At 67.6% G+C, this 17797-nt stretch carries 17 protein-coding genes and 1 pseudogene; 9 read left to right on the top strand and 9 right to left on the bottom strand.

The genetic code is table 11. The features are described from left to right. The first annotated feature begins 43 nt into the window (after nt 1–43). Nucleotides 44–1045 (top strand): hypothetical protein, encoded by a 1002-nt coding sequence (locus tag KI388_RS10055; RefSeq protein WP_215086505.1) that lies wholly within the window; start codon nt 44–46, stop codon nt 1043–1045. A 97-nt stretch (nt 1046–1142) separates the two neighbouring features. On the opposite strand, the gene KI388_RS10050 is transcribed toward KI388_RS10055, so the two are convergent. Next, complete coding sequence (locus KI388_RS10050) at nt 1143–1583, bottom strand: hypothetical protein (RefSeq protein ID WP_215086504.1); 441 nt, start codon at nt 1581–1583, stop codon at nt 1143–1145. 2 nt (nt 1584–1585) lie between these two features. Then, on the bottom strand, nt 1586–2107 hold the full coding sequence (locus KI388_RS10045; protein WP_215086503.1) for an ArsR family transcriptional regulator: 522 nt from the start codon (nt 2105–2107) through the stop codon (nt 1586–1588). A gap of 179 nt (nt 2108–2286) precedes the next feature. Between KI388_RS10045 and lipA the strand changes: the two genes are divergently transcribed. From lipA to KI388_RS10020, 5 genes are all read left to right on the top strand, one after another. Then, nucleotides 2287–3225 carry a lipoyl synthase gene (gene lipA, locus KI388_RS10040; RefSeq protein ID WP_215086502.1) on the top strand — a complete coding sequence of 313 codons (939 nt, stop codon included), beginning with the start codon at nt 2287–2289 and terminating at the stop codon, nt 3223–3225. Between the two features lie 154 nt (nt 3226–3379). Further along, on the top strand, nt 3380–4501 hold the full coding sequence (locus KI388_RS10035; protein ID WP_215086501.1) for a branched-chain amino acid ABC transporter permease: 1122 nt from the start codon (nt 3380–3382) through the stop codon (nt 4499–4501). Continuing rightward, nucleotides 4498–5835 carry a branched-chain amino acid ABC transporter permease gene (locus KI388_RS10030; RefSeq protein WP_215086500.1) on the top strand — a complete coding sequence of 446 codons (1338 nt, stop codon included), beginning with the start codon at nt 4498–4500 and terminating at the stop codon, nt 5833–5835. Before KI388_RS10035 ends, KI388_RS10030 begins: the two co-directional genes overlap by 4 nt. Further along, nucleotides 5828–6769, top strand: a complete 942-nt coding sequence (locus KI388_RS10025) for an ABC transporter ATP-binding protein (protein WP_215086499.1) — start codon at nt 5828–5830, stop codon at nt 6767–6769. The genes KI388_RS10030 and KI388_RS10025 overlap by 8 nt, the downstream gene beginning before the upstream one ends. After that, nucleotides 6766–7611, top strand: coding sequence for an ATP-binding cassette domain-containing protein (locus tag KI388_RS10020; RefSeq protein WP_251133136.1), 846 nt, complete (start codon nt 6766–6768; stop codon nt 7609–7611). Before KI388_RS10025 ends, KI388_RS10020 begins: the two co-directional genes overlap by 4 nt. Nucleotides 7612–8335: 724 nt before the next feature. On the opposite strand, the gene KI388_RS10015 is transcribed toward KI388_RS10020, so the two are convergent. The 3 genes from KI388_RS10015 to KI388_RS10005 all read right to left on the bottom strand — a co-directional run bounded on the left by KI388_RS10015 (nt 8336) and on the right by KI388_RS10005 (nt 11899). Continuing rightward, complete coding sequence (locus KI388_RS10015; RefSeq protein WP_215086498.1) at nt 8336–9718, bottom strand: ABC transporter substrate-binding protein; 1383 nt, start codon at nt 9716–9718, stop codon at nt 8336–8338. A 213-nt stretch (nt 9719–9931) separates the two neighbouring features. Then, a complete protein-coding gene (locus tag KI388_RS10010) occupies nt 9932–11590 on the bottom strand; it encodes a gamma-glutamyltransferase family protein (protein ID WP_215086497.1) in 1659 nt (552 codons plus the stop codon). Nucleotides 11591–11695: 105 nt separating this feature from the next. Then, entirely contained in the window at nt 11696–11899 is a 204-nt protein-coding gene (locus KI388_RS10005) for a hypothetical protein (protein WP_215086496.1), read from the bottom strand. Between the two features lie 134 nt (nt 11900–12033). Here KI388_RS10005 and KI388_RS10000 point away from each other — a divergent pair, with 134 nt between their 5' ends. Then, complete coding sequence (locus KI388_RS10000; protein WP_215086495.1) at nt 12034–12762, top strand: hypothetical protein; 729 nt, start codon at nt 12034–12036, stop codon at nt 12760–12762. Between the two features lie 133 nt (nt 12763–12895). Here KI388_RS10000 and heR read toward each other — a convergent pair whose 3' ends face one another. Together heR and KI388_RS09990 are read right to left on the bottom strand one after the other, a co-directional pair. After that, the gene (gene heR / locus KI388_RS09995; RefSeq protein WP_215086494.1) at nt 12896–13705 is read right to left on the bottom strand and encodes a heliorhodopsin HeR; all 810 of its coding nucleotides are present in this window, start codon (nt 13703–13705) and stop codon (nt 12896–12898) included. Nucleotides 13706–14362: 657 nt separating this feature from the next. Then, a complete protein-coding gene (locus KI388_RS09990; protein WP_215086493.1) occupies nt 14363–15019 on the bottom strand; it encodes an HVO_0476 family zinc finger protein in 657 nt (218 codons plus the stop codon). Between the two features lie 165 nt (nt 15020–15184). Here KI388_RS09990 and prs point away from each other — a divergent pair, with 165 nt between their 5' ends. Continuing rightward, nucleotides 15185–16045 carry a ribose-phosphate diphosphokinase gene (gene prs / locus KI388_RS09985; protein WP_215086492.1) on the top strand — a complete coding sequence of 287 codons (861 nt, stop codon included), beginning with the start codon at nt 15185–15187 and terminating at the stop codon, nt 16043–16045. 3 nt (nt 16046–16048) lie between these two features. On the opposite strand, the gene KI388_RS09980 is transcribed toward prs, so the two are convergent. Continuing rightward, nucleotides 16049–16612 (bottom strand): maltose acetyltransferase domain-containing protein, encoded by a 564-nt coding sequence (locus KI388_RS09980; RefSeq protein ID WP_215086491.1) that lies wholly within the window; start codon nt 16610–16612, stop codon nt 16049–16051. 84 nt (nt 16613–16696) lie between these two features. Between KI388_RS09980 and KI388_RS15375 the strand changes: the two are divergent. After that, nucleotides 16697–17001, top strand: a pseudogene (locus tag KI388_RS15375) (zinc ribbon domain-containing protein); the annotation flags it as partial. 390 nt (nt 17002–17391) lie between these two features. Here the strand turns inward: KI388_RS15375 and KI388_RS09975 are convergent. Further along, nucleotides 17392–17742, bottom strand: coding sequence for a winged helix-turn-helix domain-containing protein (locus KI388_RS09975; protein WP_215086490.1), 351 nt, complete (start codon nt 17740–17742; stop codon nt 17392–17394). Nucleotides 17743–17797 lie beyond the last annotated feature (55 nt).

The following is a 17797-nucleotide window of genomic DNA, read 5'->3' as shown; positions in this document are numbered from 1 at the left end:
GGTAGGCGCTTTTTTATTCCCCACTCTCCGACCGACAGGCTACATGGGCAAACACGAGCGCGGCTGGGTCGAGGCCACCGAGAAGCTGACGGCGCAACTCGCGAACGGCGCGGAACCCGACCCCGACCTCGAAGAGCAGGGCCGACCCGACCTCGCGGCGGCCTTGGCCGAGCGGATCGCGGCCGACTTCCCGGAGCGGACAGAGGTGTGCCACGCCGGCAACTCCTACGACTCGCTGGGCGACCTCGTCGTCGACGTCGACGGCGCGGAGACGTTCCTCGAAGCGAAGTTCGTCGCCAGCGGGGGCACGCGGGCGAACCTCGGGCAGGACACCCTGACGCAGTTCGGACTCTTCGAGGACGCGACCGCGTGGAGCGAGTTCCGGGAGGAGATCGGGTTCCCCGAGGACCGCGAGGCGCTGCTCCGGCAGTTCGACGACTACCCGGACGACGTCCGCGACTGGTCGTACAAGTCGGCGGTGTACGACCGCGCGAAACACCTCAAGAACGTCGTCGACGTGTCGCGGGGACAGAACACCGGGTCGCGGGCGGACGAGGTTCTCGCGGACCCGGACGCGACGGAGACGCAGCGGGAGGCGGCCCGAATCATCAACGAAATCCTCGAACTCGACCGCGAGGAGAAGCTGGCGTACTTCGATCACCTCCGCGCCGCGGAGCAGAACCCCCGCAACGTCGAGACGTTCGCGCACCTGATCGTCTGCGGCTACCACACCGCCGACGCGCTGCGGGAGCACTTCGACGAGGACCTCGACGAGATCAAGCGGCTGCTGGCGGCGGACGCCTACCGCCTGTACGAGGTGAACAGGAACAGCGCGACGGTGACCGATGAGAACCCCGCTGAGCTGCTCGCCGGCTTCGAGTGGGAGGACACGCGCGTCGAGGTCCCGGAGGACGGCACCTCCGTGAGCGTGGTGACCGGGCCGCCGGGGAACCGGCGGCGCGTATTGAACATCGCGTACAACTGGAAGAACAAGTTTCAGGGGATCCAGACGCCGTCGATGAACGTCTTCGTCCCGGAGGCGTAGGTCGCCCGGGCTGGGCCGGGCGTAGCGGAGGACGGATCCGGTTGCGAGCGGTATCACCCGGGTTGAGTCGGTCCCGCGCGAACCCCCTACCAGACGTTCACTCCGACTCGAGTCGTTCGGAGAGGGAAGTCATGATCTCCCAGACGAGCCGCGTTGGGCTTTTAGAAGGGAACGTGAACGGCTCGTACGAATATTCCGCCTTCTCGCCCGTCCGCTCCTGAAAGTGCCCCCACTCGTCGACGTGTGGGTTCGGCTCGTGGTGCCACCCGAAATCGACCCGCTCGTCGCTGTAGTGAAACGAAAACACCGGGCGGTCGTCGGGCGTCTCTCCGGTAAACCACCGCACCGTGAGCGTGCCCCCGTCACGCTCGATCTCCCACCGTCCGGCCGCTATCTCTGCGACAACTTGCGTAAACTCTCCTGCCGGGAACCCTCGAACCTCCGTGACCACCGGATGCCGCTCGAGTTCTTGCTGGATACCGCGAAGGACTCGATGGGAAGCCGCTGCCGGATCGTATGATCCTCCACTACCGCTCATAGTCAGGCCGACGCTCGGTAGTCTCGGTCGTACTCCGCGTAGTTCTCGATAGCGTCCTCGACGATAGACAGGCGATACGAGACGAGTTCCCAATCACTCGCCGTCGTTTTGACTGCTCTCGTTTGCGCGGCAGTCCCCGTCTCCGCGGCACAGGCACGGAGTTCGGAGGGTGAGTCGACCCCGTACTCGTCGCTCCACCCTTGGATCTCCGACTGTAGATCCGACTTCAATTCGATCAGGTCGTCGCGATCGTTCTGTTCCAGCAATTCCCGAAGCGTCTGTAGCCGGGTGTGGAGTGGGTCGGCGGAGTAGTGGGTCGTCCCCTCTCGCTCGCTCGTTATCAGGACGTTCAGATCCACGAGCCGCTCCAAGTGTTTCCGTGCGGTGTTCTCAGCCACGTACGCTTCGTTCGCGATGTACGACGCCGTCTGCGGTTCTGAAAGGGTGCTGGCGACTGACTGAACCCTGTCGAATGCGCTCGCGTTTTCTTTCCACGCTTCAACCGCGGGGCTGACTTCGCTCATACTCTACCTACCGGATGGTGAGCAATAAATCTATTTCCACCTCAAATAATTGAATCACCTACTGGCCGGAGGATCCGCTGACGGCGCAGATCGAGGTGAGCCGATACGACGCTCGAAAACCCGGCAGCGGGAGACGATCCGACCCGCACCCTTTTGCGCTCGGACGCCAAGGGTCGACCATGCAACGCGGCCGCCGGAAGCCGGACTGGCTGAAGTCGCGCCCGCCGTCCGGGAGTCGCTTCACCGAGATCAAGTCCACCCTCCGCGAGCACGACCTCCACACGGTCTGCGAGGAGGCGAACTGCCCGAACATGGGCGAGTGCTGGTCGGGGAACGACGGCCCCGGCACGGCGACGTTCATGCTGATGGGCGACCGCTGCTCGCGCGGCTGTAACTTCTGTGACGTCGAGACCGGCGGGATGGAGGCGCTCGACCCCGACGAGCCGGCGAACGTCGCGGACGCGGTCGCGGAGATCGGTCTCGACTACGTCGTCTTGACCTCCGTCGACCGCGACGACCTCGCGGACGGCGGGTCGGCGCACTTCGCGGAGACGATCCGCGAGATCAAGCGCCGCGACCCGGAGGTGCTCGTGGAGACGCTCATCCCGGACTTTCAGGGCGACCCCGAGGCGATCGACCGGATCGTCGACGCGGAGCCGGACGTGATCGCGCACAACGTCGAGACGGTCGAGCGGCTGCAGTGGCCGGTCCGGGACCGGCGGGCGGACTACGAGCAGTCGCTCGCGGTCCTCGACCGGGTCGACCGCGAGTCCGACATCTACACGAAGACGAGCCTCATGCTCGGCGTCGGGGAGTACGACCACGAGGTGTACCGAACGCTCGGGGACCTCCGCGAGGTCGGCGTCGACGTGGTCACCTTCGGCCAGTACCTCCAGCCCTCGCGCTCGCATCTGGACGTGTTCGAGTACGTCCACCCGGACGTCTTCGAGACGTGGCGGCGGGTCGCGGAGGCGGAGTTCGACTTCCTCTACTGCGCGTCCGGCGCTATGGTCCGGTCGTCGTACAAGGCGGGCGAGCTGTTCGTCGAGGCGCTCGTCCGCGAGGGGCGGTCGCCCGAGGACGCGCGGCGGCACGCGCGAGCCGCCGGCGGCGACTGAGTGCGGCACGCGCGGGCCGTCGGCGGCGACTGGGAGCGGCTCTCCCGACTCGCTTCCTCCGACAGCTGTCAGGCGTTTTTGAGGTTCGACTTTTTGTCCGAACAGCGAGTTATTTACCCCTCGGTAACTCACCCTGCCTTAGTGAGACGTACACATGGGAACAACTGACTCGTCGATCGTCGACTCCGCGCGGGCTCGGCCGGGGCTCCTCCTCGTCGCCGTCCTCGGCGGTCTGCTTCTGCTCGACCTCGCGGCGAAACTCGGAGGGGTCGGTCTCGGCCCGATCGGGGGGTCGCTCTCGGTCGACCAGCTCGGATCGAACCTCTGGAGCGGAATCGTAATCGGACTGGTGATCGGCCTGGCGGGCATCGGGCTCTCGATGACGTACAGCATCCTCTCGTTCGCGAACTTCTCGCACGGCGACCTCGTCAGCGTCGGGGCGTTCTCCGGCTGGGGCGTCGCGTTCCTGATCGCCGGCTTCGGTGACGTGCCGGCCCGCGCGTTGCTGACCCTCCGCGACGCCGGGAGCGCCTCGCCGGGCGACATCGGCGCGCACATCCTCACGACGCCCGCCGCCATCCTCGTCGGACTGGTCGCGGCGTTCGTCGTCACCGCGGCGCTCGCGGTGGCGCTCGACCGAGCCTTCTACAAGCCGATGCGGGACCGCGACGGGATCGCGCTGCTTATCGCCTCCATCGGGGCCGCGCTGATCGTCCGCTACCTGCTCCAGTTCGTCTACGGCTCCGACCGCCGGGGGATCACCGCCAGCGTCGACGCGTCGAACCTGGCGTTCGGTCCCCTCGGCGTCTCGGTGAACGCGCACGAGCTCACCATCCTCGTCGCGGCGCTCGGACTCATGCTCGCGATGCACGGCATGCTCCAGCACACGAAGCTCGGGACCGCGATGCGCGCGATGGCCGACAACAAGGACCTCGCGCTCATCACGGGAATCCCGGCCGAGCGCGTCGTCACCGCCACGTGGATCATCGGCGGCGGGCTCGCGGGCGCGTCCGGCTACCTCTACGTCCTGCTCCGCGGGACGATCCAGTTCGACTTCGGCTGGCTCCTCCTGCTCCTCATCTTCGCGGCCGTAATCTTAGGCGGGATCGGCTCCGTCTACGGCGCCATCGTCGGCGGACTCGTCATCGGCGTCGTGTTCACGACCTCGACGATCTGGATCCCCTCCGACTTCAACCAGGCGGCGGCGTTCGCCGTGATGATCCTGATGCTGCTGTTGCGTCCCGAGGGGCTGTTCGGGGGGGTGAGTACGACATGAGCGACGACGACGCCCCCGACGACGCCGACGCGTCCGCGTCCGACGCGCCCGAGAGCGCGACGGCGGCGGTGATCGAGGCCGCCCGAGAGAGCGACCTCGGACTCGTAGTCGGGACGCTGCTCGCGATCTACGCGGCCGCGACGCTTTTGACCTTCACCGACGGTCTCAACAGCGTCGTCGGGCTCATGGAGACGCTGACGTTCCTCGGTCTCGTCTACGCGCTCACCGCGCTCGCCTTGAACCTCCAGTGGGGGTACACCGGCCTCTTCAACATCGGCGTCGCCGGCTTCATGGCCGTCGGCGTGTACACGATGGGGATGGTCGTCCGGTCGCCCGACCCCGCCTTCGGGCCGCCCGGACTCGGGCTGCCGCTCCCGGTCGGCATCGTCGCCGGGATGGGGATGGCGGCGCTGCTCGGCGGGATCGCCGCCCTGCCGGCGCTGCGCCTCAAGGCCGACTACCTCGCCATCGTGACGCTCGGGCTCTCGGAGATCGTCCGGCTGTCGCTCCAGTCGAGCACGTTCGACAACTTCCTGCGCGACACGATCGGCGCCGGGACGGGCGGCGGCCGCGGGATGGGGATGCCGGACAACCCCGTCCGCAGCCTGTTCCTCGTCGACGGGCAGGCGGGGAACCCGACCGCGCTCGGGGACCTCGTCTTCGGCGTCTTCGGAACCGACGGGCTCGGCATCTCCCATCCGATCCTCATCGGCTGGGGGTACATCGTCGTCCTCGCCGGCTTCCTGGTCGGCTTCTACCTCCTCTTGGAACGCCTCGGCCGGTCGCCGTTCGGCCGGACGATGAAGGCGATCCGCGAGGACGAACTCGTCGCCAACTCGCTCGGCAAGGACGTGAACCTCGTGAAGATCAAGGTGTTCGTCATCGGCTGCGCGCTGATGGGACTCGCCGGCATCCTCTGGTTCGGCAGTCAGGGCAACGTCTCGCCGACGCCGCAGTTCCGCCCCCTCCTGACCTTCTACGTGTTCATCGCGGTGATCATCGGCGGCTCCGGCTCGAACACCGGCTCCGTTCTCGGCGGCATCGTCTTCGCCGCGGTGCTGTTCGAGGGACCGCGGCGCGTCGGCGGGGCCGTCCGCGGGTTCATCGACGCCGAGACGCCGCCGTCGTTCGCTGACGCGCTCGTCTCGCTGGACCCGGTGACGTTCCTCGCGTACGCGAGCGACAACGTCGCACCGCTCCAGTTCGTCTTCCTCGGGCTCGTCTTGGTGTTCATCATCCACCGGCGCCCGGAGGGGATCTTAGGCGACCGGATCGAGACGGCCGCCGCCGTCGACCTCTCCGAGCGGCCCGCCGGAGGTGAGAGCGATGAGTAGCGACGCTCCCGATCCGAGCGACGCGGGCGACGCGGGCGACGCCGCCGATCCGAGCGACGCGGGCGACGCCGGCGCGGCGGACGCCGTCGCCGCGGCGGACGGGTCCACACAGCAGGCGGAGGCGAACGACGGCGACGTGGAGGAGGCAGCCAAGCGCACCCCCACGACGGTGCCGCTCCGCGTGGAGGGGCTGGTGAAGCGGTTCGGCGGCGTCACCGCCGTCGACGGCGCCTCCTTCGAGGTCGAGTCCGGGTCGCTGACCGGACTCATCGGGCCGAACGGCGCCGGAAAGTCGACCACGTTCAACTGTATCACCGGCGTCCACCAGCCGACCGCCGGGAAGGTGTACTTCGAGGGCGAGGACATCACGGGACTCAGGCCGCACCAGATCGCGCGTCAGGGACTGGTCCGGACGTTCCAGATCGCCCGGGAGCTCTCCGAGATGACCGTCCTAGAGAACCTCATGCTCGCGCCGCAGGGACAGCTCGGCGAGTCCGCGATCCGGGCGGTGACGCCCGGGCTTCGCGGCGCGGTGATCGAGGAGGAGACCGCGCTCCGCGAGCGGGCGTGGGAGACGCTGGAGTTCTTCGAGATCGACCACCTCGCGCACGAGCACGCGGGGAACCTCTCCGGCGGCCAGCGGAAGCTGCTGGAGATGGCCCGCGCGCTGATGACCGACCCCGAGATGGTGCTGCTCGACGAGCCGCTCGCCGGGGTCAACCCGACCCTCGAAGAGAAGCTCTTAGACCGGATCCACGACCTGCGCGCGGACGGCTACACCTTCCTGCTCGTCGAACACGACATGGACGTCATCATGAACAACTGCGAACGCGTCATCGTCATGCATCAGGGCAGCGTGCTCGCCGAGGGGACCGGCGACGAGATACGGAACGACGAGCGGGTCATCGAGGCGTACCTGGGTGAGGACCTATGACCGCCGACGCCTCCGAGGACGATGTCGCGGCGGACGCGACCTCCGCGACGACCGAGCGCGCGGCCGACGCGGTCGACGTCGACCCGGACACGGTCGAGACCGGCGCGGACGCCGGCACGACCCACGCGCTCGACGGCGACGCGATACTGCGGATCCGCGACCTCGACGCCGGCTACGGCGACCTCCAGATCCTCTCGGACGTGGTCTTAGACGTCGCGGACGGCGAGTACGTGACCATCGTCGGTCCCAACGGGGCCGGGAAGTCGACCGTGATGAAGACCGTCTTCGGACTCACGACCCACATGGGCGGCACCGTCGAGTTCGAGGGAGAGCCGATCCAGGGGCTCGCGCCGGAGCAGATCATCCGCGAGGGGATCGGGTTCGTCCCGCAGAACGACAACGTGTTCCCCGGACTCAGCGTCCGCGAGAACCTCGAAATGGGCGCGTACATCCTCGACGAGGTGCCCGAAGACCAGATCGAGACGATCTACGACCGCTTCCCCATCCTCCGGGAGCGAAAGGATCAGAAGGCGGGGACGCTCTCGGGCGGCCAGCGCCAGATGGTCGCGATGGGGCGGGCGCTCATGCTCGACCCCGACCTGCTGCTGCTCGACGAGCCGTCAGCCGGGCTCGCGCCCGACCTCGTCTCCGATATGTTCGACCGGATCGACCGGATCAACGACAGCGGGACGGCGGTGCTGATGGTCGAGCAGAACGCGAAGGAGGCGCTCCGGCGGTGCGACCGCGGCTACGTGCTGGTGAACGGCGAGAACCGCTACACCGACCGCGGCGAGGTGCTGCTCAACGACGAGGACGTGCGGCGCGACTTCTTAGGCGGATAATCGGTTTCCGACGAGGAAGCGATCGGCTGTAGCTCGCTTCCCGGTGCCGGCGGCAGCCAGTTATCCGATCCTGACGGTAGACCGGCGGCGAAGACTTCCAAAGCCCCAGCCGCTCGCTTATAAACAACTGACTGTGGATCGGCGGCGAAGACCTCCAAAGCCCCAGCCGCTCGCTTATAAACAACTGACTGTGGATCGGCGGCGAAGACCTCCAAAGCCCCAGCCGCTCGCTTATAAACAACTGACTGTGGATCGGCGGCAAAGACTTCCAAAGCCCCAGCCGCTCGCTTATAAACAACTGACTGTGGATCGGCGGCAAAGACCTCCAAAGCCCCAGTCGCGAGGACGCAGTACGCTCGTTGCGCTCCTCGCTCGCGTTGCTCGCTGCGGTGCTTACATCGTCATCAGAACGCGTAGCGTTCTGATTGGCTCACGAGAGCTATGCTCTCGTGAACGCCTACTGCGTCCTCGCAACTGCCCCTTTGAGTCCCGCCCGCCCGCAGCCGCACGGCACCCCACGCCTCCCCAGCCTCGTCGCTGGCGGCTGCCGCCGCCAGCGACTCCCTCGCGCGTGCGGTTCGCGCCGCGGCGCGGCGCTCACCGGCACGCGCCACCGCACCGGCTCATAGACGGATAGCAGTCCCATCCCGACCGTACCGGCTCACGCTACCGAGCGCCGCGGCTCAGATGGTGTGAAAAATCCGAAAAGGCTCGGCCGAACGCTCTACTGGTTCAGCACGCTCGACCACTGGCTGGTGTACGTCGCCTGATTCGGCTCGAAGGAGACGCGCTCGTCGATCGTCCCGTCGCGCTCCTCGAACGCGTTGACGTACGACTCCTCTAACGACTGGCCGTACGCGTCGTTGAGGTACAGCGTCCCGGAGCTCTCGGCGCCGACGGTGTCCCCGACGGCGAGGTCGGCCATCGCGGGCCCCTGAAGCAGGTCGGAGGGCGCGGTCCGGAAGATGTAGCCGTTGTCGTCTAAGTCCGTCACGGCCGGGTCGGTCGACGACGGCGAGATGCCGACGACGCCGTTCGGGATGAACACCTGGTCGGCCACCTGGAGGTTGACGTTCGACGACGCCGGGCCGACGACCGCGCCGAAGCCCGCGTTGACGAGGGCGTTCGCGCCCGAGATACCGGCCTGCGGGTCGGTCTGGGTGTCCTCGACGCGGGTCTCGACGTCGACGTTGATGCCGGCGTCGTTGACCTGCGTGGCCGCGAGCAGCGCGCCGTCGCGGATCGGGACGCCGAGCGGCCCGAGGTCGCCCGTCTCCGGCATCAACACGCCGATCCGGGCGGTGAAGGAGTCGACGCCCACGGGGGCTTCGGCGGTCGCGTTCAGGTCCTCCTCGGTGAGGTCGTTCCCGAACTCGACGGTGTCGAGAGTGACCAGCTCGCCGTCCTGGAAGTCCGTGATGTCGTACGCGGCGGTGGCCACGTCGCCGTTGACGTCGAAGTTAACGCTGGAGGACGCGCCCACGTAGTGGACCGGGTCGCCGCCGGCGACCGTCTCGACGGCCTCGGGGAGGTCGGCCGGACCGAACTCCTCGCCGCCGGGATTGGCGACGGTCCGGACGCGGTCGCGGATCGCCTCGCCGTCGTTCTCGCCCGCGGCGGTGGCCGCGAGGATCTCGACCGCCATCGCGTCGTACGCCTGCGCGGTGAACACGCCGGGCGCCTCGCCGTACTCCTCCTCGTACGACGACGTGAAGAACTCCGCGCCGGGACCGCCCGCGGACGGCGCGGTGCCGATGACGTTGTTCATAGCGTTGTCGACCTCGCTCGGGAGGTCGCCGTCGATCAGCCCGTCGGGGACGATGATGTCTAAGTCCGGCGCGCTGTCCGCGAACTCCGAGTAGAAGTCGCGGAACAGCTGGATGCCCGACTGCGGGAAGCCGACGACCATCACGGCGTCGGGGACGTCGCCGCCGTCGCCCCCGTCGGAGCCGTCTCCGCCGTCCATCCCGTCGGAGCCGTCGGAGCCGTCGCCCCCGTCGTCGCCGTCGCCCCCGTCTCCGCTCTCCGTCGAACAGCCGGCGACGGCCGCAATTCCGACCGCACCGGCGCCTCTGAGTACGTCTCGTCGCTGGATTCTTCGCGTCATCCTGTGAGCGTATACCATACGAGTCATTATAAGTGTATCCACGGACACAAATACGACACCGGTCGATTTCGGACCGATCAGGCCCTCCCTGTCGTAGACAGGTGCGCTCTACCGACCGTTCGCTGATCGACGGCCGAGCGCGAAAGAGCGGCTTGTATTGTTTTGTTGATAAATACGCCGGTGCCGCGGATGCCGCGGCCACTGCGGCCGCCCTCAGTACCCCTGTGCGTTGCCGTCCTTCCGCGGTTCGGTCGCGGCCGAGAGAACACCCTTCCGGTTCCGGGCGATCTGCGCGCCGCCGAACATGACCGGCGAGAGCGTCCGCACGTCGTGGTCCTTCCGGACGAGCTTGGCCGCGGCGTCGCCGTCGAAGTGCGGTTCGAGCGCCAGTTCGCCGCTCTCGCGGTAGCGCCACCGCGGCTCGTCGAGCGCGCGCTGGAGCGGCATATCGTAGTCGACGAGGTTCGAGATAACCTGGACGTGGCCCTGCGGCTGCATGTACCCGCCCATCACGCCGAACGCCGCCCAGTCGTCCTCGTCGAACCGGACCACGCCCGGAATGAGCGTGTGGAAGGGCCGCTTGCCGGGTTCGAGCGAGTTCGGGTGCTCGGGGTCGAGCGAGAACGACGCGCCGCGGTTCTGGAGCGCGATGCCGGTGTCGCCCGCGACGAGTCCGGAGCCGAAGCCGGCGAACCGGGAGTTGATGTAGGAGACGACGTTGCCCGCCTCGTCGGCCACCGTGAGGAGGACGGTGTCGGCGTCCTCGGCGTTCGCGTTCGGCACGCCGAAGGAGACGTCGTGCGAGGCGGTCGCGCCGACGCCGGCGGCGCGCTCTTCCGCCCACTCGCTCGACGCCAGCGGCGGGACCTCCTCGTACTCGGGGTCGGTGATGTAGCGGTGGCCGTCGTGGAAGGCGCGTTTCATCGCTTCAGCGAAGTAGTGGACGCGCTCCGGCGAGTCGTACTCGTGCTCGCCCGCGCCGAGCTCCGCGGCGACGTTGAGCGCCTCCAGCGCGATGAGCCCCTGGTTGTTCGGCGGCAGTTCGTACACCTCGGCGCCGTTGTACGTGGTCGACACCGGGTCGGGCCACTCGACCTCGAACTCCGCGAGGTCGTCGACGGTCATGAACCCGCCCTGCGACTGTACCTCGTCGGCGATCGCCTCGGCGATCTCGCCCTCGTAGACGACGTCCGCGCCCTCCTCCGCGATCGTCCGCATCGACTCGCCCAGCCGCGGCATCGTCACCGTCTGTCCGACGCTCGGCGGCTCGTCGTCGAACAGGTACGCCTCGCGGGCGTGGTCGTCGGTGAACAGCGCGTCGGCGCTCGCCCAGTAGGAGGCGATCACCTCCGACACCGGGTACCCCTCCGTCGCGTAGCGGATGGCCGGCGCGAGCGCGTCCCCGAGGCTCAGCCGGCCCAGCTCCTCGACGGTCGCCTCCCAGCCGCGGGCCGTCCCGGGGACCGTGACCGCGTGCGGGCCGTAGAAGGGCATCCCGGCCTCGCCCGCGTCGTCGACCGCGTAGCCGCCGTCGTCGGGGTAGTACGAGTCCGCGTCGTCGTCCTCCGCCAGCGCGGCCCGGACGTTTTCGATCGTCGCGTCCGCGGGGGCGCCGCCGCAGGAGCGCATCGCGCCGACCTCGCCGTCCGCGGTCCGGTACAGCGCGAACACGTCGCCGCCCAGCCCGGTCGAGGTGGGCTCGACGACGTTGAGCGCGGCGGCGGTCGCGACCGCGGCGTCGAACGCGTTGCCGCCCTCGCGTAACACTTCGATGCCCGCCTCGCTGGCGAGCGGCTGGCTGGTCGCCACCACGCCGCGCTGGCCGTACACGGTCGACCGGCGAGACGTGAATCGGTCCAGGTCTGGCTCCATATGTCTCCGTCCGGCGCGGGGGTGAATAAAGCCCCGACCGGAACTGTCCGGTGTCGGTCGCGTGCGGTCAGCGACGCGACCGAACGCGAGAGCCGACCTCCGGCGTCACTCCTCGAACTCGGCGTAGTGGCGGACCAGCCCGCACTCGGGACACATCACCGTCGTCAGTTCCTTGCGCTCGTTCATCCCGAGCTTTCCGAGGAGCCCTGACCGCTCCTCGCCGGTCCTGACGTGTGCGTTCCAAGCGTCGCCCATGCTGAACTCGACCTCTTCCATCGTGACGCCGCAGTCGGGACAGCGGTGATCCATGAGCGTCAGATCGCGCGGCGACGTGAAAACGGTTGGTTCGACCGACACACGGGACCGTCGACCCGTTTTCCCACTCGATCCGCCGTACTGAGTGATGAACTTCTTTGTCCGCGAGAGGGAGCCGTTTGGTAAGAATGGTCCGTCAGGCCGACCTCGACCGTCTGTACACCATACTCGATGACCTCGCCCAGCGAGTTGGCGGTACACGGAAGCTCAAGAACTGTACCGGCTACATGGACTGGCCCGAGCGCGGTGTCTATTTCTTCCTCGAACCGGGCGAAACGCGGGACTCGACGGACCAGTTCCGCGTCACCCGGGTCGGGACACACGCCGTTTCTGCGGGAAGCAGCACGTCGCTTTGGGACCGACTGAAACAGCATTACGGGACCGGTGACGGGAGCGCCAGCCATCCACACGGAGGGGCGCACCGCGGTTCGGTGTACCGCAAGCGCGTCGGTGAGGCGATGATCGAGAAGCACGACCTCTCCGACGACTATCCCGACTGGGACGACCGCTGGTCGGGGATCGACCGCGAGCGGTCGGAGGTCCGTTCTGAAGAGTACATCGTCGAACGGCGGGTGAGCGCCTACGTCCGCGAACAGCCGTTCCTCTGGGTGAACCTCGACGACGAACCCGGCGCGGACAGCGATCGGGCGCGCCTCGAACGGAACGCCATCGCCCTCCTCAGCAACTTCGAGAAGCGGTCGATCGACTCCCGGAGAGACGACTGGATCGGCCGGCACAGTCGGAGCGACAAAATCCGGGAATCGGGTCTCTGGAACGTGAATCACGTCGACGAGGGGTACGAGAGCGAATTTCTCGATCTCCTCGCGAACGCCGTCGCCGAGACGACCCCGCCGTAGCACGGCTTTCGGTCGTTCGCGTCCACTTCCGACCGCATTTTCGGGAGATCCGGGTCCTCGTCCGACGGGCAGCCTCGACGCTCCCGACCCACATACCTCCACGCGCGCTCCTCAGAAGTCCCCCCGAAATCGGTCAGATCGGGGAGTTGAGGGTCCCGAAGTACACCTGCCAGGCCAACGCGGACTTCGCGACGAGGCTCAACAGGATGTACGCCTTCTCGCCGAAGAGGTAGTCTTTCCACCGCGACACCTCCCGGTACTGGAGCGCCATGTTCAGCGTGAAGAGGTTGAAGAAGACGAAGATCGAGACGTAGATGTAGATGACGAAGGTGGGGAACTCCCCGTTGCTGGCCGTCACCGTGCCGAGGAACGTGATCGCGATGACGACCCAGGGCACGACACCGGCGACGACGCCGACCCAGAACGGCGTCCAGTCCGTCTCGTCGGTCGACTCGTTGCGCCGCTCCATCAGGAGTCCACAGAGGTTCATCACGGCGACCAGTCCGAACAGCGCCGTGAGCGTTCCGAGGTCCCAGACCCCGGCCAGCATGCCGATGACGACGATCATCAGCGAGGCGCTCACGGCGTACTCGTACCAGCGGTAAGGGTTCATCCCCCTGTCGAGGTACGCGACGTACCGGTCGTACAGCACGGTCGCGATCGCCGCGTGGGCGAACGCGGAGACGAAGAGGAACCCCGCCACGAGCAGGGGGAGGTTCGCGTCGACGAAGGAGACCGTTTCCGGAAAGATAGTCTCTGTTCCGGGGTCGAAGCCGTATCTCGTCCGCGTGATCGGCCACAGGACCCGGTCGGCGAGGGCGACCATCGCTGCCCCCTGTAGGAAGTGTAAGACGGCCATGACGGCGTTCCACAGCCGAAGTTGCGTATCCCTCGCTGACGTCCGCCCGCCGGTCTCGGCGGCCGCGCTGTTCGATGTAGACATCGTGTCCCGTAACAGACTACACGGGGATAGCTCTGTGGGCGGCAGGGTCGAACCGTTCGTCCCTGCTGGTCTCGAGGGACGGACCGCGGGGCATTACGGACGTGCCACCGGTCGAAAAGCGTCGACCGACTGCTCGGGGAACGCGCGGAAGCGGCCTCGGTACTCATAGGGCTCGTCGTCGCCGGGTGCCGAGTCCGGCTCGGAGCGGTGGTTCGTCATCGGCCGCTCGTCGGTAGTCGCGCCGTCGAATAAAAGGATCCGGCCGCGCCGTTACTGCGACGAGCCGGCGTACGCGTTCCAGCGGTCGGTGCCGTTCGCGATCCGTTGGGTGTCCGACGGGTCGAACGTCGCCGCCGCCTGCGCGACGGCCTCGGCGGCGGTCGGCAGGTCGTCGGCGCCTTCGGTCGCGTCGTCCGCGTTCGGATTCGTCGATGGACCCGATTGGTCGGTCGCCGGTTCGGTCTCGGTCGCCTCGCGCGTGCTCGGACCGCCGGGACCGGTCGCCGTCCCCGCCGTCGAGCGTGCGTCAGTCGTGTACTACGGGTGGCACGTCACTACACACGAGCGTATCCTTCATAATTGTTTATGTTGGTACGAGGTTCGCCGCGGGCCGGGATCGCGCTCCTCGGTGTTACCGGGACGCGACGACGCTCGGCCCTACCAGGCGGACCACGCGGTGAGCGTCTCGTCGCGGGCGTACACCCGCTTGAGGTCCTTCGCGTAGGCGAGGTCGCCGGGGTGGTCGAGCTTCTCGTGACGGTACTCGGGCGCGTCCTCGCGGATCTGGAGCCCCTCGACGGTGAACTCCTCCCCGCCGAACTCCACCGTCTCGTCGACGGTGAACTCGTAGTCGCCGGGGACGTTCACCCGCAGCGAGCGCGTCTGGTCCGCCTCGCCGTCCTTCGGGTGGAGCGTGACGGGGACCGCGACGTTGTCGACCGCGCGCGTCCACAGCGTCTCCACGTCGGTGACGTCCGCCTCCTCGACGCGCTCTTCGGGACCGAGCTCGATCCCCGTGATCCGCACCTGCATCAGCGCGTCGTCGGTGTCGACGACGAACTCCTCGCCGGTGGCGACGTCGCCCTCGGCCGGCACGTCCATCGTCGTCGTGAACGACTCGCCGTCCTGTGAGACGACGATCGTGACGGCGACGGTCTCCTCCTCGGGGATCTCGGTCTTGTGGGTGTGGTCGCACTCGGTGCAGCGCACGGTAGCCTGTCCGCCCGGACTGAGGACCTCGTGGACGGTCGGCTCGGAGGGCGAACACGACGGACAGGGGAGTCCGACGCGCGCGCCGGCTTCGGTGTCGCTCATTGGGCGCTCGTACCCGCCGCGCCCGTAAATATCCGCCCCTGTGCGGCCGGTGTGGGTCGCGCTCGCGTGGCGCGCGACGGCGCTGGGGGTTCCGGAGACCGAGACCGCCGAGCGGGGCCGCGCGGTAAGGAAACTGGTTTACCGGTGTCCGCGGAACGGTCGCCCATGATCGTACCCGGGTCCAGCTCGCAGCAGCTCGCGGCCGCGCTCGCCGAGGAGACGGGCCGGGCGCTCGCGACGCCCACCTACGACCGGTTCCCGGACGGGGAGGGGCTCGCCGCCGTGCCGGACTTCGACGCCGACGAGGCCGTGATCGTCGCCGCGACCGACTCCGACGAGGCGTGGGTCGAACTGCTCCAGCTACAGGACGCCGTCCGCGAGGCCGGCGCGACGGATGTGACCACGGTGGTCCCGTACATGGGCTACGCGCGGCAGGACGCGTCGTTCGGTGAGGGCGAACCGGTCTCCGCCCGCGCGATGGCGAGGGCCATCTCGACCGGGACGGACCGGGTCGTCCTCGTCAACCCCCACGAACGCGCCGTCGCTGACTTCTTCGACGCGCCCGTCGAGGCGGTCGACGCCGCGGCCGCCCTCGCGGACCCCCTTCCCGCCGACCTCGATGACCCGCTCTTCCTCGCCCCCGACGAGGGCGCGGTCGACGTGGCCGCGACCGTCCGCGACGCCTACGGCGCCGGCGAGACGGACTACTTCGAGAAGCACCGCGACCGCGAGACGGGCGCCGTCGCGGTGTCGCCCTCCGACGCCCCGGTGGCGGACCGGGACGTGGTCGTCGTCGACGACATCATCGCGACCGGGTCGACGATGAGCGAGTCGGTGGCCGTCCTCACCGACCGCGGCGCCGCGCGGGTGCTGACCGCCTGCGTCCACCCGGTGCTCGCGGCCAACGCCGTGACGAAGCTCCGCGCCGCCGGCGTCGACCGGATCGTCGGCAGCGACACCGTCGAGCGGGGCTGTAGCGTCGTCAGCGCCGCGCCGGCCGTGGCCGACGCCGTAGACTCCCCGTAACGATCACTCGTCGTCGATTTCCCGGATGACCTCGGCCGGGTTCCCGCCGACCACCGTCCGCGCCGGCACGTCGTCGACGGCGACGGCGCCGGCAGCGACGACCGCGCCGTCACCGACCTCGACGCCGGGCGTGAGCACCGCCCGCCCGCCGATCCAGACGTCGTCGCCGACGGTGACCGGGTCCCCGAACTCGCGACCGGTCGCGCGCTCGGCAGGGTCGATCGGGTGCGTCGGGGTATAGACGTGGACGCCCGGCCCGAGCAGGCAGCGCTCGCCAAACGCGATCGGCGCGGCGTCCAAGAAGACGCAGCCGTAGTTCGCGAAGAAGCCGTCGCCCACGCCGACGTTGTACCCGTAGTCGCAGCGGACGGGCGGCTCGACGACCGCGTCGCCGCCGACCTCCCCGAACAGCTCTCGGAGGAGCCGCTCCCGGCGGTCGGTCTCCGCGGCAGTAGTGGCGTTGTACCGGCGGCAGCGGTCGCCGGCGCGTCGGCGGTCCGCGACGAGCTCCGGGTCCGTCGGGTCGTACGCCTCGCCGGCGAGCATCCGCTCTTTCTCGCGTCCCATGCGATTCCCGCCGCGGCGACGCATAAATGCCTGTCTGTCGGCGACGTCAACGGTCGGCATTCGTACGTTAACTCGCGTATCGCCCTCGAATACGACGGCGAAATGCGCGGTGGTGTGGTATTGAAAAAGGACTGGTGGAACACCTCGAAGACATGTTTCCGCGTGGAGACGACACGAAATCGAACCGCGTCGAACGTGGGCCGCAGGTCTGCTCGTCGTGCGAGTCGGTAGCCAACGCGGACTGTAACGGGGCGGAGGATACGCGACGGAAGATAACTCCGAGTCCTCACAGCGAGGACAGGAGTAGCGGCCGTGTGGCGCAGCCATCAACATACCTGTTCGTCCGCGAGAGCGGATGCTTTACACCGCGAGAACAGGCCATGTCGTAAACCAGCAACCATCCCACCTGCGGCACGGGAAGCCTCGCCGTCGTCGGGCGTAGCCCGACTGCCTGAGGGAGCGAAGCTCCCGCTCCGTTTACGTTGAGGAGGGTGTCACTCTCGGCGGGCTAAAACGACCGCATATAGTATCAGGCCCATTCCGACAACCTCCGTCGCCAAACCCAGTGGTGCGACAAACGAACCGCCGAAAAAAATGCTACTGACCGCGGTTGTCGCCGTACTCACCAGGGTCAACATCGCAATACCAACACCGAGGAAAAGCATTGGTTGGCTGGTGTTGCGTCGGTAACCATACAACGCGAAGATTACGATTACGAGGCCCAATAGGAGTTGTAGCACCGTAAGAACCTCTGCGATTTGAAGTGTTGGTGGGCTCATTCAGAGGCCCTCCCAGAGGTCGGTGAACACGTCTGCAAACTCCTGTGTCCGTGTGGTCGTTCGTAGATTCAGGTTGAACTCTCCCTCATCAAGGCTGACAACCAACTCGTCAAGTTGCGCCTCGTACCGCTTTCTCTGGTTGCCATGAGGGTCTGGAACGTGAACAGCCCTCACAAGGCCACACTCTTCGAGTTTGTTTAATCGACGATACACAGTCGACTCGGACATCTCACATTGATCGCTGAGTTCGGGGGCGGTCATGGGTTCGTGGCTTGTAGCCGCTAACAATGAGCGTGCGTACTCATCGTCAAGGAGCGCGAACACCTCGTCTGGAGGGCAATCCTCAGCCACGGGTTCTGCTATCCGCGAGAGAGTAATAAACCGCTATGCGGGTTCGCTGACTCAG

The organism is Halorubrum sp. 2020YC2, from assembly GCF_018623055.1.
Classification (GTDB): Archaea; Halobacteriota; Halobacteria; order Halobacteriales; family Haloferacaceae; genus Halorubrum.
The sequence above is the reverse complement of the archived record's forward strand: the minus strand, read 5'-3'. Positions and strand labels throughout refer to the sequence as shown.